General features: G+C 67.2%; 19 protein-coding genes. 8 read left to right on the forward strand and 11 right to left on the reverse strand.

The annotated features are described in order from the left end of the window. Window positions 1–115: 115 nt before the first annotated feature. From arfB to CKO23_RS15690, 3 genes are all read right to left on the reverse strand, one after another. Window positions 116–538, reverse strand: a complete 423-nt coding sequence (arfB, locus tag CKO23_RS15680; RefSeq protein ID WP_200332759.1) for an alternative ribosome rescue aminoacyl-tRNA hydrolase ArfB — start codon at window positions 536–538, stop codon at window positions 116–118. Between the two features lie 36 nt (window positions 539–574). Further along, window positions 575–4,153, reverse strand: a complete 3,579-nt coding sequence (gene dnaE, locus CKO23_RS15685; protein ID WP_200332760.1) for a DNA polymerase III subunit alpha — start codon at window positions 4,151–4,153, stop codon at window positions 575–577. Window positions 4,154–4,755: 602 nt separating this feature from the next. Then, entirely contained in the window at window positions 4,756–5,220 is a 465-nt protein-coding gene (locus tag CKO23_RS15690) for a hypothetical protein (RefSeq protein WP_200332761.1), read from the reverse strand. Window positions 5,221–5,494: 274 nt separating this feature from the next. Between CKO23_RS15690 and CKO23_RS15695 the strand changes: the two genes are divergently transcribed. After that, window positions 5,495–6,853, forward strand: a complete 1,359-nt coding sequence (locus CKO23_RS15695) for a YihY/virulence factor BrkB family protein (RefSeq protein ID WP_200332762.1) — start codon at window positions 5,495–5,497, stop codon at window positions 6,851–6,853. 233 nt (window positions 6,854–7,086) lie between these two features. On the opposite strand, the gene CKO23_RS15700 is transcribed toward CKO23_RS15695, so the two are convergent. The 4 genes from CKO23_RS15700 to CKO23_RS15715 all read right to left on the reverse strand — a co-directional run bounded on the left by CKO23_RS15700 (window position 7,087) and on the right by CKO23_RS15715 (window position 11,032). Then, the gene (locus tag CKO23_RS15700; protein ID WP_200332763.1) at window positions 7,087–8,049 is read right to left on the reverse strand and encodes an alpha-E domain-containing protein; all 963 of its coding nucleotides are present in this window, start codon (window positions 8,047–8,049) and stop codon (window positions 7,087–7,089) included. A gap of 12 nt (window positions 8,050–8,061) precedes the next feature. Beyond that, window positions 8,062–9,528, reverse strand: a complete 1,467-nt coding sequence (locus CKO23_RS15705) for a circularly permuted type 2 ATP-grasp protein (protein ID WP_200332764.1) — start codon at window positions 9,526–9,528, stop codon at window positions 8,062–8,064. 158 nt (window positions 9,529–9,686) lie between these two features. Further along, on the reverse strand, window positions 9,687–10,187 hold the full coding sequence (locus CKO23_RS15710) for an ATP-dependent zinc protease family protein (protein WP_200332765.1): 501 nt from the start codon (window positions 10,185–10,187) through the stop codon (window positions 9,687–9,689). Next, window positions 10,184–11,032, reverse strand: a complete 849-nt coding sequence (locus tag CKO23_RS15715; RefSeq protein ID WP_200332766.1) for a LysR family transcriptional regulator — start codon at window positions 11,030–11,032, stop codon at window positions 10,184–10,186. The genes CKO23_RS15710 and CKO23_RS15715 overlap by 4 nt, the downstream gene beginning before the upstream one ends. Before the next feature lie 271 nt (window positions 11,033–11,303). Between CKO23_RS15715 and CKO23_RS15720 the strand changes: the two genes are divergently transcribed. Beyond that, window positions 11,304–11,957, forward strand: coding sequence for a hypothetical protein (locus CKO23_RS15720; RefSeq protein WP_242482480.1), 654 nt, complete (start codon window positions 11,304–11,306; stop codon window positions 11,955–11,957). Window positions 11,958–12,110: 153 nt separating this feature from the next. Here the strand turns inward: CKO23_RS15720 and msrB are convergent, their stop codons facing one another. Next, entirely contained in the window at window positions 12,111–12,512 is a 402-nt protein-coding gene (gene msrB, locus CKO23_RS15725; RefSeq protein ID WP_200332767.1) for a peptide-methionine (R)-S-oxide reductase MsrB, read from the reverse strand. Between the two features lie 270 nt (window positions 12,513–12,782). On the opposite strand from msrB, the gene CKO23_RS15730 reads away from it, so the two are divergent. The 4 genes from CKO23_RS15730 (at window position 12,783) to CKO23_RS25715 (ending at window position 15,816) form a co-directional block, all read left to right on the forward strand. Next, entirely contained in the window at window positions 12,783–13,979 is a 1,197-nt protein-coding gene (locus CKO23_RS15730; protein WP_200332768.1) for a pyridoxal-phosphate-dependent aminotransferase family protein, read from the forward strand. Window positions 13,980–13,991: 12 nt separating this feature from the next. Continuing rightward, complete coding sequence (locus CKO23_RS15735; protein WP_200332769.1) at window positions 13,992–14,609, forward strand: hypothetical protein; 618 nt, start codon at window positions 13,992–13,994, stop codon at window positions 14,607–14,609. Next, on the forward strand, window positions 14,606–15,490 hold the full coding sequence (gene asd, locus CKO23_RS15740; RefSeq protein ID WP_200332770.1) for an archaetidylserine decarboxylase: 885 nt from the start codon (window positions 14,606–14,608) through the stop codon (window positions 15,488–15,490). The genes CKO23_RS15735 and asd overlap by 4 nt, the downstream gene beginning before the upstream one ends. A 131-nt stretch (window positions 15,491–15,621) precedes the next feature. Beyond that, a complete protein-coding gene (locus CKO23_RS25715) occupies window positions 15,622–15,816 on the forward strand; it encodes a Fe-S-cluster oxidoreductase (protein WP_242482481.1) in 195 nt (64 codons plus the stop codon). Window positions 15,817–15,879: 63 nt separating this feature from the next. Here the strand turns inward: CKO23_RS25715 and CKO23_RS15750 are convergent, their stop codons facing one another. Genes CKO23_RS15750 through CKO23_RS15760 form a run of 3 tightly spaced genes read right to left on the reverse strand, consistent with a single transcriptional unit; the run spans window position 15,880 to window position 18,240 of the window. Further along, window positions 15,880–17,097, reverse strand: a complete 1,218-nt coding sequence (locus CKO23_RS15750) for a vWA domain-containing protein (RefSeq protein WP_200332777.1) — start codon at window positions 17,095–17,097, stop codon at window positions 15,880–15,882. A gap of 43 nt (window positions 17,098–17,140) precedes the next feature. Further along, window positions 17,141–17,698, reverse strand: coding sequence for a hypothetical protein (locus CKO23_RS15755; RefSeq protein WP_200332772.1), 558 nt, complete (start codon window positions 17,696–17,698; stop codon window positions 17,141–17,143). Continuing rightward, the gene (locus CKO23_RS15760) at window positions 17,695–18,240 is read right to left on the reverse strand and encodes a PspA/IM30 family protein (protein WP_200332773.1); all 546 of its coding nucleotides are present in this window, start codon (window positions 18,238–18,240) and stop codon (window positions 17,695–17,697) included. Before CKO23_RS15760 ends, CKO23_RS15755 begins: the two co-directional genes overlap by 4 nt. A 453-nt stretch (window positions 18,241–18,693) precedes the next feature. Between CKO23_RS15760 and CKO23_RS15765 the strand changes: the two genes are divergently transcribed. Both CKO23_RS15765 and CKO23_RS15770 read left to right on the forward strand, forming a co-directional pair. Next, window positions 18,694–19,395 (forward strand): response regulator transcription factor, encoded by a 702-nt coding sequence (locus CKO23_RS15765; RefSeq protein WP_200332774.1) that lies wholly within the window; start codon window positions 18,694–18,696, stop codon window positions 19,393–19,395. Window positions 19,396–19,441: 46 nt separating this feature from the next. Next, window positions 19,442–21,664: a sensor histidine kinase gene (locus CKO23_RS15770; protein WP_200332775.1), complete on the forward strand. Its 2,223-nt coding sequence runs from the start codon at window positions 19,442–19,444 to the stop codon at window positions 21,662–21,664. Window positions 21,665–21,974 lie beyond the last annotated feature (310 nt).

Consider the following 21,974-nt stretch of genomic DNA (forward strand, 5'->3'; position numbering starts at 1 on the left):
ATGGCATTTGTTCATGAGCGGATGCTGGTCGCGGCGGGGCGCCGCTCCCACAAGACCATTCCCACAGCGAGAGGCTCCGAGCTGGAGTCATGGGCAGGTCCGACGCGCTCGGGGCTCAGTCCTCTCCTGGGCGCGTCGAGCGGCGCTGCTTGACGCCGGCGCGCAGCCGCTTGGCGGCCAGGCGCCGCTCTTTCGAGCCACGGGTGGGCCGGGTCGCGACACGCGGCTTGGGCCGATGCGCCGCTTGACGAATGAGCTCCGCCAGACGCTCGCGCGCGTCGTCGCGGTTGCGCTCGCGGGTGCGAAAACGGTGGGCCTCGATGGTCAGCACGCCTTCTCCATCGGCGCGCCGCCCCGCCAAGCGCAGCAGACGCTGGCGCACGTCCTCCGGGAGCGAGGGGGAGCGCGCGGCATCAAAGCGCAGCTGCACGGCGGTCTCGACCTTGTTCACGTTCTGCCCGCCCGGTCCGGGTGAGCGGATGAAGCGCTCGGACAGCTCGGACTCGGGGATGCGGATGCCTGGGGTGACTTGGATCATGGGCGGATTCTGAGCCGCGGCCCGAGATCGAACAAGTTAGGAGGCCGCCCGAAGCGGCGGCAGCTCGCGCTCAACGCCGTGAGCGGCAGGCGAGGCCGCGCGCTCGTAGGACACCGCGACCCCGTCGCCGCCGAGCAGCGTGCGCAGACGCTTCAGCAAGGCGTCCGAGGGCCGCACGCGCCAGGCATTGCCCAGGGCCAACTCGGCCTCGGCGCTGGGACGGCGATAGCTGAGGCGCACCGGCGTATCGCCTTCACGGAAGGCGGCCAGCGCCTCCTTCAGGGCTTGCAGCCGGGCCAAGCCCTCGGCGTGGTCGGCGGGCCGGGACAGGTCCAGCCTGAGCTGCAGGTGGTCGGCCGCGGACTCGCGCGCTTGCTCGAAGGTGCGCACGTTGTCGGCGCGGATCGACCAGGCGTCGCGGAACTCATCGAAGTTCAGACTGCCGGTCACGCTGAGGATCTGGTCGGGGACCAGGAGCTGGCGGGTCTGCTCATAGAGTTCTGAAAAGACCGCGACCTCGATGCGCCCGGTGCGGTCGTCGAGCACGACCGAGCCCATGCGCCCGCGCTGCGTCTTGCCGTGCCGCACGCTGACCACCAGCCCGGCGACCGTGCGTTTCTCGCGGTCGCGCCGGTCGCGCCGGCCCAGCTCGCGGTCGGTCTCCAGCAGCTTGGCGATGCGCACGGCGGACATGGCCTTGAGCTCGGCGTCATAGCGGTCGATGGGATGGCCGGTGAGATAGAGACCCAGGGTCTCCTTCTCGCCCTGGAGGCGCTGCTCGTCCTCCCAGTCCGTCTTGACCTCGCTGACCAGTTGCGGATCGGGCGCCGGGGCCGAGGTCGGCTCCAGCGCGCCGAAGAGGTCCACCTGCCCCGCTTCCCGGGTGGCGTTGTGCTGCTCGGCGGCCTTGAGCGCCAGCGGCAGATGGGCCATGAGGGTGGCGCGGTTCGGACCCAGCTCGTCCAGGGCACCGGCGCGGACCAGCGCCTCCAGCACGCGCCGGTTGACCTTGTGCAGATCGATGCGGCAGCAGAAGTCCCAGAGGTCGCGGAACGCCCCGCCCTGCCGGCGGGCCTCCAGCATGGCCTCGATCGCGGACTCGCCGACGCCCTTGATCGCCCCCATGCCGTAGATCACGGTGCCCTCGTCGGCGATGGTGAAGCGGTAGGCGGAGTGATTGATGGTCGGCGGCTCCACCCTGAGCTTCATCTCCCGGCACTCGTCGATCAGGGTCACCACCTTGTCGGTGTTGTCCATATCGGCGCTCAGCACCGCGGCCATGAAGGCGGCCGGATAATGCGCCTTGAGCCAGAGCGTCTGGTAGCTGACCAGGGCGTAAGCGGCCGAGTGCGACTTGTTGAAGCCGTAACCCGCGAACTTGTCCATGAGGTCGAAGATATAGGTCGCGGTGTCCGCCTCGACGCCGCGCTTGCCCGAGCCCTCCATGAAGATGGCGCGCTGCTTGTCCATCTCCGACTGCTTCTTCTTGCCCATGGCGCGGCGCAGCAGGTCGGCGCCGCCGAGCGAATAGCCGGCCAGCACCTGGGCGATCTGCATGACCTGCTCTTGGTAGAGGATGATGCCGTAGGTCGGCTTGAGGATGGGCTCCAGGTCGGGGTGCGGATAGGCGACGTCCGCCCGGCCGTGCTTGCGGTCGATGAAGTCGTCCACCATGCCGGACTGCAGCGGACCGGGGCGGAACAGGGCCACGAGTGCCGTAATGTCGCCGAAGCTGTCCGGCTGCAGCTTCTTGATCAGCTCCTTCATGCCACGCGATTCGAGCTGGAAGACGGCGGTGGTCTCGCAGCGTTTCAGCAGCGCGAAGGCCGCTTCGTCATGGGCCTCGATCCGATTGATGTCGACCGGCGGCTCACCCTTGGCCGCGCGGCCCTCGTTCACCGTCTTGAGCGCCCAGTCGATGATGGTCAGGGTGCGCAGGCCGAGGAAGTCGAACTTCACCAGGCCGACCTGCTCGACGTCGTCCTTGTCGAACTGGGTGACCAGGTTCTCGCCGCCCGGCTCGCAGTAGAGCGGCGCGAAGTCGGTCAGCAGGGTCGGTGCGATGACCACGCCCCCGGCGTGCTTGCCGGCGTTGCGGGTGAGCCCCTCGAGCTTGCGCGCCATGTCGATGAGGGCGCGGACCTCTTCGTCGTCCTCATAGGCCTTCTTGAGATCCTCGCTCTCGGCGAGCGCCTTGTTGAGCGTCATCCCCAGCTCGAAGGGCACCATCTTGGCGATCTTGTCGACGAAGCCGTAGGGATGGCCCATCACCCGGCCGACATCGCGCACCACGGCCTTGGCGGCCATGGTGCCGAAGGTGATGATCTGCGAGACCGCCTCGCGGCCGTACTTGCGCGCCACATAGTCGATGACCCGGTCGCGGCCTTCCATGCAGAAGTCGACGTCGAAGTCGGGCATGGAGACGCGCTCGGGGTTGAGGAAGCGCTCGAACAGCAGGTCGTGCTCGATGGGATCCAGGTCGGTGATCTTGAGCGCGTAGGCGACCAGCGAGCCGGCGCCCGAGCCACGGCCCGGCCCGACCGGGATGCCGTTGTCCTTGGCCCACTGGATGAAGTCCGCAACGATGAGGAAGTAGCCGGGAAAGCCCATCTGGAGGATGACGTCCAGCTCCACCCGCAACCGCTCGTCGTAGACCCGGCGCTTCTCGGCGAAGTCCGGCGCCTGGCGGTCGAGGATGCGCTCGAGCCGCCACTCCAGCCCCTTGCGCGACGCCTCGGCGAAGAAGCTGTCGGTCGTCATGCCCTCCGGCACCGGGAAGACCGGCAGGTAGTTCTCGCCGAGCTTGAGCTCCAGGTTGCAGCGCTTGGCGATCTCCACCGAGCTCTCCAGCGCCTCCGGCAGGTCCGCGAAGAGTTCCGCCATCTCCCGCGGGGTGCGCAGGTATTGCTCCTCGCTGTAATTGCGCGGACGGCGCGGGTCGTCCAGCGTCCGCCCCTCGCAGATGCAGACCCGCGCCTCATGGGCCTCGAAGTCGGTGGCCGCGAGGAAGCGCACATCGTTGGTCGCGACGACCGGGACACCCTGGCGGATCGCCAGGTCCACGCTCGACTCGATCAGCTCCGCCTCCTGCGCGCGGCCGGTGCGGATCAGCTCGAGGTAATAGCGGTCGCCAAAGGCCCGCAGCCAGGGCGCGAGGACGGCATCCACCTGCGCCGGACGGCCCTTGAGCAAGGCTTGGGCGACGTCTCCGCGCGGACCGCCAGAGAGCGCGATCAGCCCCTCGTTGGCCCCGAGGATCCAGTCGCGCTCGACCTGCGGCACCCCCAGGTGCTGCCCCTCGACGAAGCTGCGCGAGATGAGCCGCGTGAGGTTCAGATAGCCTTTCGCGTTCTGGACCAGGACGACCAAGCGGTGCGGCTGGTTGAGGTCGTCTGGATTGCGCACCCACAGATCCGCGCCGGCGATAGGCTTCAGGCCCGCGCCCACCGCCGCCTTGTAGAAGCGGACCAGGGCGAAGAGATTGCCTTGGTCCGTCACGGCCACGGCCGGCATCCCGGCCGCCGCCGACGCCTTCACCAGCGGCTTGATTCGGACCAGTCCGTCGACCAGCGAATACTCGGAATGGAGATGCAGATGAACGAAGCTAGGATTCACGGGTGCCCTGTGGTGCGCAGTGGAGCGGGATACGATGACGCGACGCAGACGCGTGCGGGCCGCTAGTCTACCCATTGCCCCGGCGTCTGCGGAGACGGAAATATCCATCGAAACGGGCCGCCGGATAGGCGCTGCACAGCCTGGACGAAGGGCGCTGAAAAACAGGGAGATGGATCAGCCAGTTACCAGACCGGCCACCGGCCAAGGACACGGAGAGGTCCGCACACTACCAGGCGCACACCTGATCCAGGACAAGCGACGCGTCCCAAACCAGCTCGTATGCGCTTCCCTAGCAGATTCACGTTGCGTGGCGGCGTGGCGTTGGAGCGGACTTCTGGGGAGGCTAGCCCGACTTCGGGCCGTCAGTTCAGGCGGAAGTGTACGCAACTCGGTGGAGAATGAGGGAGATGGAGAATTCCTGACGAGGGCGGTCGAGGAGCCGAGGTCGACTGCCTCGCGCGCGCTGGACCGGCTGCGTCGCTTCGCGCTGCAATCACAGGCCGGTCTGAACTGTCTGACCGCCCCCGCCGACCGAGGCTAAGGCCTCGATAGGCCAGGCCCCAGGGCGAAGCGAGCGACTCGAGGCGCGCGGAGGCGGTAGCTCACTCGGCGCCCTGTCGAGGGTACTCGGTCCACTTCAGGGAAGGGGGCGTGGGCGGGAGATCCTCGAAACTCCTGCCGTTTGCAGCGGCGACGAATCGCGAAGGTGCCTCGGAGCCGCCGGCCTTGGGGTCTGGGTTGAGATAGGCGACACCGATCCAGCCGCGAGGCCGAAGGCCCTTATCCTGAGCCGCCGTGCTCGGGGCCTGGGTGCGCACCATGATGATGTCCCCCGGCTTCACGCGGATGGTGGCGCTCAGCACCGAGATGACCTCCATGCGATAGATTGCCTCGGGGCGCTCCCCCTGCCCCGCGTCCGGCGATACCTGAGCCTCCAGCACCTTGACCTCGAGCGTCGCCGCCGCACCCGCCCTGGGCGCTTGGCCGGCCGCCATGGCCGACCACAGGACCGACAGCACGCCAAGGGCGGCGAAGGTCGCGATCCGAATCGAATAGACCCTGAACATGGCAATCTCCTCTAGCAGTTGACACCAGCCACCGCGGCCTCGCGCGACGGATTCCGCTCTCAGTCTAGTTCAGGGCCTGCGGATCTGTGTTTGGCACCCGCTCGACGACAGCCGCCACGGCGCCAGCAACAGCTTGGCGTCGATCATGCCTCGAAACAGTCGTCTTCTGTCGGGTGGACAAACGCAGCACGGTCAACCAACAAAGGCGCGGGGGCGGTACCCGTGCCACAATTCGACCACCGACACTGACACGACCAGCCGGGGCCACGTATCCATGGGGCACGACACTACCTTATCCAAACGCATCAACGACCTGCTCTGGAGCCAGGACGCGGCCCCAATGCCGCGCTGGAAGACGACGCTCATCTGGGGCGGGCGCCTCGTATACGCCATCGCACGGGATCTGACCCAGGGCAATCTGTCGCTCCATGCCATGAGTCTCGTTTACACGACCCTGCTGTCCCTGGTGCCGCTCCTCGCCGTGAGCTTCTCCGTGCTCAAGGGCTTCGGCGTCCACAACCAGGTGGAGCCGTTGCTGACCAACGCCCTCGCCCCGCTGGGCGAGTCCGGGCGCGAGATCACGGCTCAGCTGATCAGCTTCGTGGACAACATGCAGGTCGGGGTGCTGGGCTCGGTCGGTCTCGCGATGCTGCTCTACACCGTGGTCTCGCTGATTCAGAAGATCGAGGGCGCCTTCAACTACGCCTGGCGCGTCACGGAGGTCCGCCCGCTGGGACAGCGCTTCACGCAATACCTGAGCGTGCTCACGATCGGGCCGGTGCTCTTCTTCTCGGCCCTCGGGATCTCCGCGTCCCTGGGCAGCAACACCTTTGTGCAGTCGGTCATGCACCTCGCGCCCATGGGCACGCTGATCGAGATCGCGAGCGTGCTCGCACCCTATGTGATGATCTCCCTCACCTTCGCCTTCGTCTATGTGTTCGTGCCCAACACACGGGTTCAGGTCACCTCCGCGCTCATTGGCGCCCTCCTCGCCGGCCTGCTCTGGGAGGTGATCGGCGACGTCTTCGCGACCTTTATGGCGGGCTCGACCCGCTACACGGCCATCTATTCGAGCCTGGCCATCCTGGTGCTCTTCATGATCTGGGTCTACCTGGGTTGGCTGATCCTGCTCATCGGCACCAGCGTCGCCTTCTATCACCAGCACCCGGAATTCCTGACGACGGGGAGCCGGGAGATCCGACTGAGCAACCGGCTGCGCGAGCGTCTGGCGCTCTCGATCGCCGCGGAGATCGCGCACCGACATCTCAACGGCGCGCCGCCCTGGGATTGCGAGCAGCTGTCGAAGGAGGCACAGCTGCCGAGCCTCAACATCCGCTACGTGCTGAACATGCTCGAAGACGCGGGCTATATCGTCCGAACGCTGTCGGCGAACCCGGAGACGCCCGGCTTCGTGCTCGCACAGGCGCCGGAGGGGATCGGGCTCATGGAGCTGCTGGAGCGGGTGCGGAGCTACGAAGAGCGCCAGAGCGGTTTTCGCGGCATGCCGCCGGCGCCAGGCATGCAGCGTCTCGAAGCCAGTCTGGAGTCGGCACGCGCCAAGGCGCTCGAGGGCGTGACCCTGAAGGATCTCGCCATGGGGCTGACCAGCCCGCCGGACAGTTCGGCGCCCTGAGTCGGCCGCCCAACGCCCGCGGCAGTTAGTAGGATGGGCAAAGTCCGCGCTCCGGGCTTGAGCGTCACCTCGGCGCTGGACGGACGTGCCCATCCTGCAAGGCGCCGAGCTGGGATGATGGGCACGCCCGCCAACCCCCGGCGCTCCGAACGAAGCTCATCGCACGGGCTTTGCCCATCCTACGCGATCGATGCTGTTGAGAGATTGCCTACCGGAAATCACCTGAGACGTGATCAACCCTGGGTCTGGGACTGCGATTGGCTCTCAAGTGGCGGCGGGAACCAGGTCTTGGCGATCTCCCCATGAAGATCGCCAACACCGACCTGGAGTTCGTCGAGGAAGGCGTGCAGCTGCTGATGACTCAAGCGGCCAGGCACCACGCCTTCCAGGTTGCGCTTGAGACGCCCGTGGACGCGCAGGCTCGCCTCATTGCGCGGGAGCTTCTCGAGGCTGACCCGGACGGTGTCCAGGCAATAGCCCACGGACCGCGGGAAGGCCGCATGCTGCAGCAGGAAGCGCAGCACGGGACCACGCTGGACCCGCACCTGCTCGCTGCGCCGGTAGGCCTGATAGCCGGTGAGCGACTTGAGCACGCTCACCCATTGAATGGTCTCGAAGGGCCGCAGCTCGGTCGCCTCCGCCGGCAACAGGCTCGCCGAGCGCACGTCGATGATGCGCGAGGTCATGTCCGCGCGCTCCAGAAAGCGGCCCAGGTGCAGGAAGTCATAGCCCTGGTCGTGCATCATGGTGCCGGAGAGCATGCCGGTGATGGTCTGGATGCTCTGCACGATATGCTTGAGATAGGCGTGCCGCCCGCCCTTCGTCAGCCCCTTGGCGAGCTGCTCCCGCCCGAAGATATGCAGCTCGTTGAGCAGCTCCCAGGCCTCGCGGGGAACGAAGTCGCGGATGGTCCGGCAGTTCTCGCGAGCCGCCTCCAAGGCGGAGAGGATGGAGCCCGAATTGCGCTCGTCGCCGATCAGGAACTTCAGGACCTGACGCTCGCCGTAATCCTTGTAGTGCTCTTCGAAGAGGGCGTTGGCGCCCGTGATATCGATCAGTGGACGCCAACCGGGGGCGATGCCCTTCGGCAGGTCCATGAGGAGATTGGCGTTGACGGTGACGATACGCGCGGTGTTCTCCGTGCGCTCGACATAGCGGGACAGCCAATAGATATTTTCCGCGACACGCGACAGCATCGAATCCGCTCCCTACGACTGGTTGGCTTCAGACTGCTCGGGCAGGATCCAGGTGTCCTTGCTGCCGCCGCCCTGAGATGAGTTGACCACCAGCGAGCCCTTGCGCAGCGCCACCCGCGTGAGCCCACCCATGGTGACCTGCTGGCGATCGGACGAGAGGATGAAGGGCCGCAGATCGACATGGCGCGGCTCCAGCTTGCGGCCGACGATGGTCGGCACGGTGGAGAGCTTGAGCGCGGGCTGGGCAATGTAGTTGCGCGGATCCTTCTTGATCAGCTCGGCGAACTTCTCGCGCTCAGACTTGGTCGAGGCCGGCCCGACCAGCATGCCGTAACCGCCGGACTCATTGGCCGGCTTCACCACCATCTCTTCCATGTGCTCCAGGGTGTAGACCAGGGAGTCGGGATCCATGCAACGGTAGGTGGGCACGTTGGGGATGATGGGCTCCGCGTCCAGATAGTACCGAATGATCTCGGGCACGAAGGAGTAGACCACTTTGTCGTCCGCGACACCCGCGCCCGGGGCGTTGGCGAGGGCCACATTGCCCGCCTTCCAGGCCCGCAGCAGGCCGGGCACGCCGAGCGCGGATTCGGGCAGAAAGGCTTCCGGATCCAGGAAGAGGTCGTCGATCCGGCGGTAGATGACATCCACCCGCGCGGCGCCGTCGACGGTGCGCATGTAGACGCAGTCTTCATCGTCGACGAAGAGGTCGCGGCCCTCGACCAGCTCGCAGCCCATCTGCTGCGCCAGGTAGGCGTGCTCGAAGTAGGCGGAGTTGTAGATGCCGGGCGTGAGCACGACCACCTCGGGGTAGTCGGCCGGACGCGGCGACAGCGCGGCGAGCGTATCGAAGAGCTGCGAGGCGTAGTCGTCGACCGGCAGGGGCGCGTAATGCTCGAACAACTCGGGGAAGACGCGCTTGGTGACCAGGCGGTTCTCCAGCATGTAGGAGACGCCCGAGGGGACGCGCAGATTGTCTTCCAGCACGTACATGGTGCCATCGCCGTCACGCACGAGGTCGGATCCGCAGATGTGCGCCCAGATCCCGAGCGGCGGGTCGATGCCGACGCACTGCGGCCTGAAGTTGACCGACTTGGCGAGCACCTCGGCGGGAAAGACACCGTCCTTGATGATGCGCTGGTCGTGATAGAGGTCGTCGATGAAAAGGTTGAGCGCCTGGACGCGCTGCTTGAGGCCGGCCTCCACCCGCTCCCATTCCGCCTGCGGGATGATGCGCGGGATGATGTCGAAGGGCCAGGTACGGTCGATGGCGCCGCCTTCTTCCGAGTAGACCGTGAAGGTGATGCCCATCTCCTTGATGGCGACGTCGGCCGCCTCCTGTCGCGCCACCAGCTCGTCCGGACCGAGCTCCTCGAGATCGGCCAGCAGGCCCTCGACCGCCTCGCGCCCCTTCCCCGGCGCGGCGACCAGCTCGTCATAAAATTCGTCGCAGGGATAATCGTTCCAGTCGATGCTCATAGTCTCTTGCTCGCAAGCCCACTGCCGGCCAGGGTCGCGCCCGGACCATCGGAACAGCGCCCCAGAGGCGTTCCCAATGGCCATGGCATGGCCTATCTGGCGCCGAGTATGCTGGAGCGCGCTAGGTGAAGTCTATCCCCCGCAGAAACCGGCGCGGCTCAGCACGGCGTCACGGCCGGCGGCTCAGCACAATAGGCATCCCAGGGGCGGCGGACGCGTCCCGTCACAAAGGATCTGCCTGGATCGACCAGGGCGTTTCCGGCGATGGCCGTGCGGCCCAGCAGCATTCGGAACAGCATGCTCTCGCGGTTGGTCAGCGTGACCTCGATTGGCCACGCCTGCCCCGCCAGCGCCAGCGTCGTCTGGATGATGTAGCGCTCCTCGCGATGCCCGCCCGAGTCGCGGACATGGCGCTGATCGATCACGGCGGCCTCGGCGTGGACGACGATATCGTTGCGATGCTGAATGGGGTGCACGCCGAAGCGCGCATGGAGCTGTCCCTTGCGGCGAAAGGTGTCCACATAGAAGGCGTGCAGGGTCGAGGTGCGCGCACCCGTATCCACCTTCGCCTTGATACGCGCAAGCCCCAGCTCGGGCAGCGCCAGCCACTCGCGCCAACCGAGCAGGCAGGGTTGGGTCTCGGTCCTCTCTTCGGTCATACCGCCTCCTCGCGACGCTCGACCAGTGTCCGCTGGATGAGCTCGGCAACCGCCCCTCCAGGCCGATAGATGAGGTAGAGCCGGCGATGGTAGGCCGGCGCGCCCTCGACGTAGAACAGCCGCCCCGCCGCGACCAAGGGCTCGGCGAGCGCGCGCGGCAGATAGGCCGCCCCCTGGAGAGGCTCCAGCAGGTCGCGGGCGATCAGCCCGTGCGAAACGCGGATCGCGGGCGCGGGCACCTGCGGAAAGGCGGTCGCGTGCGCCACCATGAAGGCGCTCCCCCAGTCGACCTGGATATAGCCGTCACCGAAGGCCTCATCCGGGCGCAGCCCAGGTCGCGACGCCAGCAGCTCGAGGTCGACCGAACCGATCCGTTCCAGCTCGAGCTCGGCATCGCAGGCCGACTCGAAGGTGAACGCCACATCGAGCAAGCCGACCCGCAGCCGTTGCGAGAGGTCGGCCGGCGACAGCAGCTCGATCTGCAGCCCGAACTCGCGGCGCGCCAAGTCTAGCCGGACCACCCAGTCGCGCGCGAGCACCGACCACAGATCGGGCGTGCAGCCCAGCGCCAGGACGCGGCCCGCGCGGCCGTCTTGTGCCACCTCCAGACAGGCGCGCTCCCAGGCCCGCATCATCAGCTCGGCATGCCAGCGCAGACGCTGCCCGGCCGCCGTGAGCTGGATGTCGTTGCGGCGCCGGTTGAACAGCTCGACGCCCAGCGTCGACTCGAGCTGCTTGATTCGCGCACTCACCGCGGACTGGGTGATGCACAGGGCCTCCGCCGCCCGCCCGAAGTGGCGCGTGCGCGCGACTTCCAGGAATGTCCGCAACAGGGCTTGGTCCACGCGTCTTCGGCGCTCCGGAGAATCGATCCTGGACGGGAATCTAACCCATGACCGCCTCGGCGGTCAGCATCGGATCGACAGGCCCATGGCGGCTGGGCTGGAGCCGAGGGGGGTGTCGCGCCGGAAACCCGGACACATGGCGAAGCCCGACGCATCACAGTGCATGCTGCCGCGGAGCCTCGGCGCCGGAAGGCCATCGACGCCGCCGCCTCCATTGCCCTAGAATCACCGCCGATTCAACCGATTAACTTCACCTCGACCCGGAGCCCCTATGCAGCGCCAAGCGTTGTCACTCGTCCTCTCCCTCCTCTGCCTCGCGCCGCCACTCGCCGCCGAGCAAGGCACGGCCAAGATCCTGGCGCCCTGGGAGGCCAACGGGCAGCTGTTCCAGGTCGCGGTGGACAAGCTGCAGTTCATCGGCACCTTCGAGGGCATCATGTACATCGAGCATGGTGACGGTCTCTTCGACACCGCGCTCTTCACCTGTCCCTCGACGCAGATCATCCACGTCCTCACCAATCAATTGCAGGGACACGGCTACTGCACTCTGGAGAGTCCAACGGGGGATTACGTCTACGCCGAATTCAACTGCGACGGGGCGCCGGGCGCCTGCAAAGGCACCTTCACCCTCACCGGGGGCACGGGCAAGCTCACCGGCATCACGGGCGAGAGCCCGATGATCGTGCGCACGGCGCTCAGCGGCACGGCCATCGATCAAGAGGCGGGGGGAACCATCTCCGCCGCCAAGGGTCTGGCGATCTGGCCCGAGATGCGCTTCGAGGTCCCGGGCAAGAATGCGGCAACCGGCATCCTGGGCACGGGTCCAAACGAGCCCGAGCAGAACGGCGAGGCCGCAAAGTCCGAGGACGGGACGGAGATCGAGCTGCCGACCGAGCTGGCCGAGCCGACCGACAAGGCGGATTAGGGGACCGCGAACCGACAGACCGGCAATCCCGATTCCATCCTGCAAGGAACCGCGCTGGGATGATGGGCACGCCCGTCGAGCACCAGCGCTCCGAACGAAGCGCATCGCACGGGCTTTGCCCATCCTACCGAGCGACCGAACTCGATGCGGAACTCACTGCTCGTTGGACGTGAAGTCCAACGAGATCGAGTTGATGCAGTAGCGCAGGCCGGTTGGTCTCGGGCCGTCTGGAAAGACATGACCAAGGTGTGCCCCGCAGCCGTTGCAGTGCACCTCGGTTCGACGCATGCCGTAGGCGGTATCTTCCTCGGTGCCGACGGCGGCCGGGTCCGTCGGCTGCCAGAAGCTCGGCCAACCGGTGCCGGAGTCGAACTTTTCCTCCGACGTAAAGAGCGGCTCGCCGCAGCAGCTGCAGCGGTAGACGCCCGATGCCTTCAGGTCGAAGTACTTGCCGGTGAAGGCCGGCTCGGTGCCTTTCTGCCGGCACACCTGATACTGCTCGGGCGTCAGCTCGGCGCGCCATTCGGCGTCTGGCTTCTCGACTCGTCTGCTCATCTTGACCTCTCGTTGGATCCTGTCGGATCGATTTCGCACGCTACCCAGCCGCGCCGCCGCAACCGATGGGATGAGGCTGACCAACAGCCTTGCTGGCCTTCGACCGGCCCCGGCATCGCGGGCCGCATGAGAAACGCACTGAATCGGCGCTTCCCTTATACTCTCTGGTCGACTTGTATCCAGCCCACTTGCGTCCAGCTCGGGTACGGCTCACTCAATCGGGCTTCTCGCCCGCCGCGACGCCTGCTGACAGATCTCCGGAAGGCCCTCATGACCATTCACTCCTTCAACCCGCCTCCCCGCACTTTGATGGGGCCTGGCCCGGCCGATGTCCACCCGCGCGTGCTCGCGGCCCTTGCCCGACCGACCATCGGGCACCTGGATCCCGCCTTCGTCGCCATGATGGACGAGCTCAAGACGCTGCTGCGCGCGACCTTCCGCACCCAGAACGCGCTGACGATGCCGGTCTCGGCGCCCGGCTCGGCCGGCATGGAGATGTGTTTCCTCAATCTGGTCGAGCCCGGCGACGAGGTGGTCGTCTGCGTCAACGGCGTCTTTGGCGGGCGCATGCGGGAGAACGTCGAGCGCGCGGGCGGCAAGCCCATCGTGGTGCAGGGCACCTGGGGACGCGCGGTCGATCCGGATCAAGTCGAGAGCGCCCTGGGGCAGCATCCGCGCGCGCGCATCCTCGCCTTCGTGCACGCGGAGACCAGCACCGGCGCCAGCTCGGACGCCAAGGCACTGGCCGCGATCGCGCGCCGACATGACTGCCTGACCATCGTCGACACCGTCACCTCGCTCGGCGGCTCGCCGGTCGAGGTCGATGCCTGGGGCCTGGACGCGGTCTACTCCGGCTCGCAGAAGTGTCTCTCATGCACCCCGGGGCTGGCGCCGGTCACCTTCAGCGAGCGCGCCCTGGAGAAGGTACGCGCCCGCACCACCAAGGTGCGGAGCTGGTTCCTGGACCTGAACCTGGTGATGGGCTACTGGAGCGGCGAGCAGAAGCGCACCTACCACCACACGGCGCCGGTCAACGCCCTCTACGCCCTGCACGAATCCCTGGTGATGCTGGCGGAGGAAGGACTGGAGCAGACCTGGAAGCGCCACCGCCACCACCATCTCGCCCTGCGCGCCGGACTGGAGGCGCTCGGTCTGGAGCTGATCGTGCCGGAGGCGGAGCGTCTGGCGCAGCTCAACAGCGTCTCGGTCCCCACCGGTATCGACGAGGCGGTCCTGCGTGCGCGCCTGCTGCAGCGCTACAACCTAGAGATCGGGGCCGGACTGGGCGACCTCGCCGGCAAGATCTGGCGCATCGGACTCATGGGCTACAGCAGCCGGCCGGCGAACATCCTGCTCTGCCTCGGCGCCTTCGCGACCGAGCTGGAGGCCATGGGGCACCACGGGGACGCGGGCGCCGCCCTCGCGGCGGCGCGCGCCGTGCTCGACCAGGGCTTCGACGCACCCTAGGCGGCACCAGGGATGTTGCTACGCAATCGCCACAACCTCTGGCTGCGCCTGGTCTTCGCCCTGGGGGCCATGGCCCTCTTCGTGTTCGGCTATCAGTGGGGCAACCAGCATCAGCGCGATGGCGGCGAGCCCACCCGCATCAACGGTGTGCTCGTCCGCCCGTCGGGGGCCATCCCCAACTTCGCGCTGCGCGATCCCTTCGGCCAAGCGTTCGACCAGGGCCATCTTGCCGAGCACTGGACGCTGATGGCCTTCGGCGATCTGGCGCAGGCGTCTGGACAGCGCGCGGTGCAACGACTGGTCGATGCCTCCAATCGGGTCGCGGATCAGGCCGACCTCAGACGCGCGCTGCAGCTCGTGCTGGTCGAGACGCGGGATGCACCCGCGCTTGCGCGCGACTTCGCCCGGCTCTCGCCGGCCCTGCGCATCCTCGGCGGCGGGGCCGAGGAGATCGCCCGACTCCGAGCGGCACTCGGCCTCGGCGAGGATGAAGAGCCGACGCTCTTCGTCTTCGGTCCCGGCGCCCAGCTGATCGCACTCCTCCCGGCGACCGAGACCGGCGGCGCGGTCGCCGAGGATCTCAAGGCCATCTTCGCCGACGCCGCCACCTTGCTTGCAGAGCAGCCATGACAGCATCCACCACGCCTGGACTCGGTGAGCGCCTCTTCGTCGCGCTCCAGCACCTCATCCCCCAACGCTGGCTCTCCGAGCAGATGTATCGGCTGGCGCGCGTGCGCTGGCGGCCACTCAAGTCACTCATCATCCGGGTCTTCGCGCGGCTCTACCGCATCGACATGCGTCTGGCGCTGGAGCCGGATCTTGCGGCCTATCCGCACTTCAACGCCTTCTTCACCCGCGCGCTCAGGGCGGACGCGCGCCAGCTGGATCCGCATCCACGCGCCATCCTCTGCCCGGTCGACGGTGCCATCAGCCAGATCGGCCCGATCACCGACGGCAGGCTCATTCAGGCCAAGGGCCACCACTACAGCGTGCGGGATCTGCTCGGTCTCGGGGCGGATGAGACGCACCCCTTCGACGGCGGTCAGTTCGCGACCATCTACCTCTCGCCGAACGACTATCACCGCATCCACATGCCGCTGCGCGGCGATCTCACGCAGATGATCCATGTACCGGGCCAGCTGTTCAGCGTGAACGGCACCACCGCGCGGCTCGTCCCCGGACTCTTCGCCCGCAACGAGCGCGTCGTCTGCCGTTTCGACACCGAGGCCGGCAGTCTGGGGCTGATCCTGGTCGGCGCCATCTTCGTCGGCGGCATGGAGACCGTCTGGGCCGGCGAGATCACCCCGCCCCACCGCGGCCGCGACATCCAGCGCTGGGACTACTCCGACGACTGCCAGCACATCCGCCTCGAGGCCGGCGACGAGATGGGCCGCTTCAACCTCGGCTCCACCGTCATCCTGCTCTTCCCGCCGGATCGCGTGCAGTGGGAGCAGGGGCTGGAGGCCGGACACAAGGTCCAGCTCGGCCAACGGCTGGGCGTGCGACGCTGAGGGCAGGCGGGCCGATGGACGCTTCAGCCGGCCCGGGCGGACACGCCGGCCCTCGCCAAGACGCCATCGCGTGTCGCCCCGGATGCGCCGCCTGCTGCATTGCGCCCTCGATCAGCAGCCCGATTCCGGGCATGCCGGATGGCAAAGCCGCGGGCGTCCCTTGCGTCCAGCTCACGGCGGACCTCTCCTGCGGACTGTTCGGCTCCACGCAGCGACCCAGCGTCTGCGCATCCTTGGCGCCGACCTTGGACATGTGCGGCCTGAACCGGGAGCAAGCCTTCGCCACCCTGACCGAGCTCGAACGCCTCACCTGCCCGAGCGCCTAGACTTAGGCGCTTCGGGCAACACCACCCCCGTCGATCGTCGGTCGGGGGTTCCCACGCAACCGCTCAGTAGACAGGCGCGGCCTTGTCGTAGCTCAGCCCCTTATCGGCGGCCTGCTCACGCACGGCGCTGAAGATCTTGTGGTCCAGTGAGTCCTTGGCACCGCCCTTCGCCTCGACCTGGGCGTTGAGGTACTCGGAGCGCTGCTTGGACAACACCTGGATCTCTTCGCGCAGCGCGTTCCGCGTCTCGGCCTTCTCGGCGATGACGGCACGTTGCGCGCCGACATCCATATCCGCCAGGGACGAGGGGAGCTCTTCCGCCGGCAGATCGGCGACGTCGACGCGACCGCTCGCGACCTCGTCCACCAGCTCTCGCTCACCCAGCAGGCTGGCTTTGCCGCTCTCCGAGGTGACGAAGCCCGCCCGGCTGGCCAGGGCGGCGGGCGATGCGGCGGCCTTGGCAGCCTTCTCCGAATCCAGCTTCGCGCGCCGCTTGGCACGCTCCTCGGTCTTGCCGTAGTAGATGCGCGTCTCGTCGAGCTCGGCCGACAGCGCCGCGAGCTTGGCGTCGTAGGGCGTCGTCATGGCGACGGCGCTGCCGCCCTGCTCGACCTGGAAGTAACTGCCAAAGCCGAGCTGGGCGATGCGCTGCCATTCCGTGGCCGTCTGTCCCAGGGTCCCGCACTGAATGGCGTTCACCCGGATACCGCGCTGCTTGGCCGCCGCCAGGGTCTGCGGATAGGGCACGTCGTCCTGATAATCCATGTGTGCAGGGGCATCGCCGACCAGGAAGATGACGCGGTAGACACTCGGGTCCTGGCTCCAGCCGATCCGGTACAGGGCATCGTGCAGCGCCTGATTGACGCTCTCCGGACCGTCGCCGCCACCCTGGGCCTGGAACTGCATCAGCTCGCTATGCACGCCATCGAGATCCTTGGAGAGGTCGACGACCCGGGTCACATAGTCGTCGCCACGGTCCCGATAGGCGACCAGGCCCATGCGGATCTCGGGCGCGGGCTGCGCCATCGCCATGGTGGAGGCGATCGACCAGATCTTGTCCTTGGCGGCCTGGATGAGCCCACCCATGCTGCCGGTGGTGTCCAGGACGAAGACAGCCTCGATGACCGGATGCTGCCCGATCTGCGGCAGCTGCGCCGGGTCGACGACGACGGGCGGTGGCGTCGGCTCGGCGGATTGGAGGCTGGGGTAATAGAACACGGCACCAGCGGTCACGCCCATGAGCGTCAGGGCGGCGAGCGTGGTTCTTGACCGGATGTTCATCATGTCTTCCTCGGGTTGGATGTGGATCGGGTTTTGCTCGTCGTCAGCGGCGGGCGGAGAGCCGGCGTAGCGCACGCTCGGCGGCGCGCTCGGCGGATGCGAAGGGGTCGGGGGCTTGACGCTCGCCCGCAACCGAGCCGACGCCTGTCGGGATCATGGTGAAGAGGGCCTGCACCAGCAGGAGCGTCCAGACCATCAGGAAGGGGCTCCCGGTGCGCTGGAGCGCCCAGACCGCCGCGGCGCATCCCAGCAGCAGGAGTCCGGCGTCCAGCAAGGCGGCCGTCGGCGCGGCGTGGTAGTAAAGGGTGCGCGTGAGCCAGACCAGTGCCAGCTGGGTGAGGATCTGCGGCCAAAGTCCCGCGAAGAGGGCTCCGACGAAGAGGCTGATGGCGACCCAGGCGACCACCAGCACGACCCGCCCGACCCGCTCACCGCTGCGACCCATCAGATAGAGGCCGTAGCCGAGACCCAGGCCGATACACAGCACCTGGGCGAGGTCCGCGCGCGGCAGGAAGAGGCCAAGGCCGGCCTGCACGATCGTCGCCCCCAAGGCGGCGATGAGGGCGACCACGACACCCTCGGCGAATCCGGGTCTGCTCATGCCCCTGTCCCCCGCTGGCGCTTGGCCTGCAGCAGGGCCACCTCGACATCCGCCTCGCGGACCGTCTCGCCGGGTGAGGACCAGGAGTCGCTCACCCTCCCCTCGTCGGCGTCGCGGCCTTCGTCATGGAGCGCCGCGCGGGCGCGCAGATCCAGGAGCCGCGCCTCCTGCTCGGCGAGCTGTCGATGGCGCGCCTCGCACTCCGCGTCCAGTGCCCGCAGACGCTGCTGCAGTGCCCCGACCTGGCGCTCGGTCTCCAGTCGGCGCCGAATGACGGGCCGGGCCAGGTCGTCGTGATCGGCCGCGAGGCAGTCGTCCAGCGCCTCCGCCGTCTGGCGCAGGATGCGGCCCAGCTCCGCCTCGCGATCCCGCAGCCGGGCACGCTCGCGCTCCAGCCGAGTGAGGCTGCGTCTATCCTGATCCTGGGTCTGCTCCATCTCGCGCACGGCCTGGGCCAGCACTAGATCCGGCGCCTCCAGGCGATCCAGCATGGCGTGAAGATCGGCGCGCATGAGACGCGACAACCGGGTGATGAATGCCATCTTCGTGACCTCCTCGGGACTTCGTTGACTGACGCATTCAGTCTAGGGAGCCGTCGCCAGGAGTCGTAGACAGGGCTTGGTAAAAGCGAGAGGCGATGTTTTACGAGGAATTTACGAAGGGGCGAGGACGGGGGAGATAGGGTGGCAGGTGGCAGGTGGCAGGTGGCAGGTGGCAGGTGGCAGGTGGCAGCAAGAGCTTGTAGCCAGCTCTTGGGCTGTGAAGCATTTCTTGAGCGGCTCAGTCCGCGCGTTTTATCGGTTATCGAGAGGCGCCCTGTGGGCGGCGATCGTCGGCGTGACCTGCTCGGCGCAGAGCGCCACAGCAAACGTGACACCACGGAGCGGTATCACGAGAATGACCCTGACAACTGACAACTGACAACTGACAACTGACAACTGACAACTGACAACTGACAACTGACAACTGACAACTGACAACTGAAAACTTCCGAAATGTCCCGCAAATCACGCCTACTCATCATCGAGGACGAAGAACCGATCCGGGTCGGGCTGGAGGATCTCTTCGTCTTTCACGGCTTCGAGGTGGAGACCGCGGCCGAGGGTCCGGGCGGGCTCGCCAAGGCGCTCACGGGCACCTTCGATCTGATCCTGCTGGATATCATGCTGCCCGGACTCGACGGCTTCGCCATCTGCGACCAGGTGCGCGCGGTCGACCGGGCGCAGCCGATCATCATGCTCACGGCCCGCACCGCGGATGCCGACATCATTCAGGGGCTGAGGCTCGGGGCGGACGACTACGTCGCCAAGCCCTTCTCGGTGACCGAGCTGGTGCTGCGCGTGCAGGCGGTGCTGCGGCGCAGCGGCGCGCTGGACGTCGAGGTGAATCGCATCCGCATCGGCGACCTGGAGATCGACACGCGCAACCTGAGCGGGCGACGCGGCGCCAAGGAGATCCCCTTCACCCAGCGCGAGGTGGACATCCTCAAATACCTCGCGGCCAATGCGCAGCGGCCCGTCTCGCGCGAGGAGCTGCTGAACAAGGTCTGGGGCTACGCCAGGGACTGCGGGCTGGAGACCCGCACGGTCGACATCCACATCGCCAAGCTCAGGCGCAAGATCGAGCCCGAACCGGCCGAGCCGCAATGGCTCGTCACGGTGCGCGGCGTCGGCTATCGCCTGCTGGGTCAGTCCTGATGGACGGGATCTGCGGCGACCCGTCGCGCGACCCAGAGCCTGCATCATGAAAGGCTCGGATCACCATCGCGCGCGCAACCGCCTGCGGCTCGGCATCGGCCTCTTCATCCTGGCCCTCGCGGTCCCGAGTCTGCTCCTGGTCCACAAGGCCTACGATCAGATGAAGTGGGAGTCCTTCCGCCAACAGCAGCTGATCGCCGAGGATCTCGCGGACCGCATCGACCAGTCGCTCACGCGGCTGATCCTGGCGGAGGATGCCCGGCCGATCGAGGACTACGGCTTTCTGGTCAGTTCGGGCGATCCAGGCACCCCCTACACCAGGCGCTCGCCCCTGGCCGATCTGCCGGTGGGCGCGACCATCCCCGGGCTGATCGGCTGGTTCGAGGTGGCGCCCGACGGCAGCTTCAGCTCACCCCTGGTGCCAGACTCCGGAGTCTCACCGGCGGACTATGGCGTCGACCCAGCGGACTTGGCCATGCGCCAGGCACGGGCACAGCAGATTCAGGGCATCCTGGTCGGCAATCGGCTGGTCGAGCGCGGCACCCGGGAACTCGCCCCCGAGGTCGCCGCGCCGTTACCGGCCGCGCCAGCCGTCGGCGGCTCGGGGCCGCGCCTCGCGTCTGACCGGCTCGGAGCGGTCGCCGACCTGGAAGCGCCGCGCGCGTCGGCCAACATGGCCGAATCTCGGGAGCAGGCCGCTCGGCCCAAGCTCGAAACCGATCCTCGCCTCTCCCAGGCGGCCTTCGAGCGGCTGGCGGCGAAGGAGGCGGAACCGCGCCTGGAGGCACTCAAGGCGCGACGTCCGGCCCGCACCGAGGAGCTGAAGCTGGACGAGGATCTGGCGGTGCGCAGCCAGCGCCAGCGGTCAGGGCGCCTCGACAAGGGCGGGCTCGTCGAAACGGAAACCTCTGACGCCGTCTCCGCGGCCATCGCGCCGGCGGACGAGATCCGGATCGAGAAGCAGACCGCGCCCCAGCGCGAGCGCAAAGCGGTTCAGCTGTTCGAGAACGCGGTCGAGCCCTTCGAGGTGGGCCTGCTCGACTCCGGGCACCTGCTGCTCTTTCGCAGCGTCTGGCGCGGGGGCGAGCGCATCATTCAGGGCGCGCTGATCGCGCAGGCGCCCTTCCTGGAGGCCCTGATCGCCCAGCCGCTGGGCAGCACGGTGCTGGCCCGCACCACACACCTCATCGTCGCCTATCGCGGCGAGGTTTTGGCGAGCTTCCGGGCCGAACCTCAGGGCGACTACCGACTCGGCTCCACGCCCTTGAGGAGCGGGCCGCCCCCGCTGAGCGGCGCCCTGCTCTACCGCACCCGGATGCAGGAGCCCTTCGGTGGGCTGGAGCTGATCTACAGCGTCAGCCGCCTGCCCCTCCCGCCGGGTGCTGGCGTGATCGGATGGATGGCGGCCGCGCTCGCCCTGGTGCTCCTCGCCGGCGGGTGGCTGATGTACCGCCTGGGCTGCAGTCAGCTCGCGCTGGTGCGCCAGCAGCAGGACTTCGTCTCGGCCGTGAGCCACGAGCTGAAGACGCCCCTGACCTCCATTCGCATGTACGCCGAAATGCTGCGCGCCGGCTTCGCCACCGAGGAGCGCAAGGCGACCTATTACCGATTCATTCACGAGGAGAGCGAGCGGCTGTCGCGCCTGATCGCCAACGTGCTCCAGCTCGCCCGCATCGGACGGGACGCCCTGGTGCTGGAGCCCAGGCCCATGACGATTCGGGAGCTGATGGCGATGGTGCAAGAGCGGGTCGCAAGCCAGGTGGAGCGCGCCGGTTTCACCCTGAGGATGCGCTGTGATCTGGAGGCGGAGATCCTGGCCGATCCGGACGCCTTCGTTCAGATCCTCATCAACCTGGTGGACAACGCGCTCAAGTTCACCGCGCGCGCGCCGATCCGCCGCGTGGAGATCGGCTGCGACCTCACGGAAGGCGGTTGGGTGCGCATCGGCGTGCGCGATTTTGGTCCCGGCATTCCCAAGGACCAACGCCAACGCATCTTCGAACTCTTCTATCGGGGGACGGAGGCTAAGACCGAGGCAATTTCCGGGACGGGTATCGGACTGGCGCTGGTGCAGCGCCTGACCAAGGCCATGGGTGGGCGGATCGAGGTGAGTCAGCGCGACCCTGGCGCCGAATTCAGAATCGAGATACCCAGCACGAAGGCGTCGCCGCGGCGGCGCCCTCGTCTGGAGACACAACGACTAGAGACACAACGACTAGAGACACAACGATCGGAGACACAACCACCGGAGACACGACCAAAAGCCTGATACAGATCCATCGAGACGCGATCCCTGAAAAACGGCGCATCCTTGCGCCCTGCTCCCATGACCGACCTACCAACAACCAACCTACCAACAACCAACCTACCTAGTGCAACAGAGTGGAAATCCCGAGACTGTTTAATCATTCATGCTGCGAGCGGCTTTCCCTCATAGGTCCAGCGGAAGGGCTTGGCCAACGTGCGATTGAAGAAGTCGATGAAATCGCTGATGCGTTTCTGAAGGTCGTCGATGGAGGTGAAGTTGCCACGGCGCAGGACTTTGCGCGCCAGGATCGAGAACCACATCTCGATCTGAT

It is taken from the genome of Thiocystis violacea (assembly GCF_016583565.1).
GTDB lineage: Bacteria > Pseudomonadota > Gammaproteobacteria > Chromatiales > Chromatiaceae > Thiorhodococcus > Thiorhodococcus violaceus_A.

What these genes read in the sequence shown, in the direction of transcription:
- msrB (WP_200332767.1), bottom strand. Translation starts at nt 12,512, where the DNA reads ATGAGCAGACGAGTCGAGAAGCCAGACGCCGAATGGCGCGCCGAGCTG.
- CKO23_RS15700 (WP_200332763.1), bottom strand. Translation starts at nt 8,049, where the DNA reads ATGCTGTCGCGTGTCGCGGAAAATATCTATTGGCTGTCCCGCTATGTC.
- arfB (WP_200332759.1), bottom strand. Translation starts at nt 538, where the DNA reads ATGATCCAAGTCACCCCAGGCATCCGCATCCCCGAGTCCGAGCTGTCC.
- CKO23_RS15770 (WP_200332775.1), top strand. Translation starts at nt 19,442, where the DNA reads ATGAAAGGCTCGGATCACCATCGCGCGCGCAACCGCCTGCGGCTCGGC.
- CKO23_RS15750 (WP_200332777.1), bottom strand. Translation starts at nt 17,097, where the DNA reads ATGAACATCCGGTCAAGAACCACGCTCGCCGCCCTGACGCTCATGGGC.
- CKO23_RS15765 (WP_200332774.1), top strand. Translation starts at nt 18,694, where the DNA reads ATGTCCCGCAAATCACGCCTACTCATCATCGAGGACGAAGAACCGATC.
- CKO23_RS15760 (WP_200332773.1), bottom strand. Translation starts at nt 18,240, where the DNA reads ATGGCATTCATCACCCGGTTGTCGCGTCTCATGCGCGCCGATCTTCAC.
- CKO23_RS15735 (WP_200332769.1), top strand. Translation starts at nt 13,992, where the DNA reads ATGTTGCTACGCAATCGCCACAACCTCTGGCTGCGCCTGGTCTTCGCC.
- CKO23_RS15710 (WP_200332765.1), bottom strand. Translation starts at nt 10,187, where the DNA reads ATGACCGAAGAGAGGACCGAGACCCAACCCTGCCTGCTCGGTTGGCGC.
- asd (WP_200332770.1), top strand. Translation starts at nt 14,606, where the DNA reads ATGACAGCATCCACCACGCCTGGACTCGGTGAGCGCCTCTTCGTCGCG.
- CKO23_RS15690 (WP_200332761.1), bottom strand. Translation starts at nt 5,220, where the DNA reads ATGTTCAGGGTCTATTCGATTCGGATCGCGACCTTCGCCGCCCTTGGC.
- CKO23_RS15755 (WP_200332772.1), bottom strand. Translation starts at nt 17,698, where the DNA reads ATGAGCAGACCCGGATTCGCCGAGGGTGTCGTGGTCGCCCTCATCGCC.
- CKO23_RS25715 (WP_242482481.1), top strand. Translation starts at nt 15,622, where the DNA reads ATGCCGGATGGCAAAGCCGCGGGCGTCCCTTGCGTCCAGCTCACGGCG.
- CKO23_RS15705 (WP_200332764.1), bottom strand. Translation starts at nt 9,528, where the DNA reads ATGAGCATCGACTGGAACGATTATCCCTGCGACGAATTTTATGACGAG.
- CKO23_RS15695 (WP_200332762.1), top strand. Translation starts at nt 5,495, where the DNA reads ATGGGGCACGACACTACCTTATCCAAACGCATCAACGACCTGCTCTGG.
- CKO23_RS15720 (WP_242482480.1), top strand. Translation starts at nt 11,304, where the DNA reads ATGCAGCGCCAAGCGTTGTCACTCGTCCTCTCCCTCCTCTGCCTCGCG.
- CKO23_RS15730 (WP_200332768.1), top strand. Translation starts at nt 12,783, where the DNA reads ATGACCATTCACTCCTTCAACCCGCCTCCCCGCACTTTGATGGGGCCT.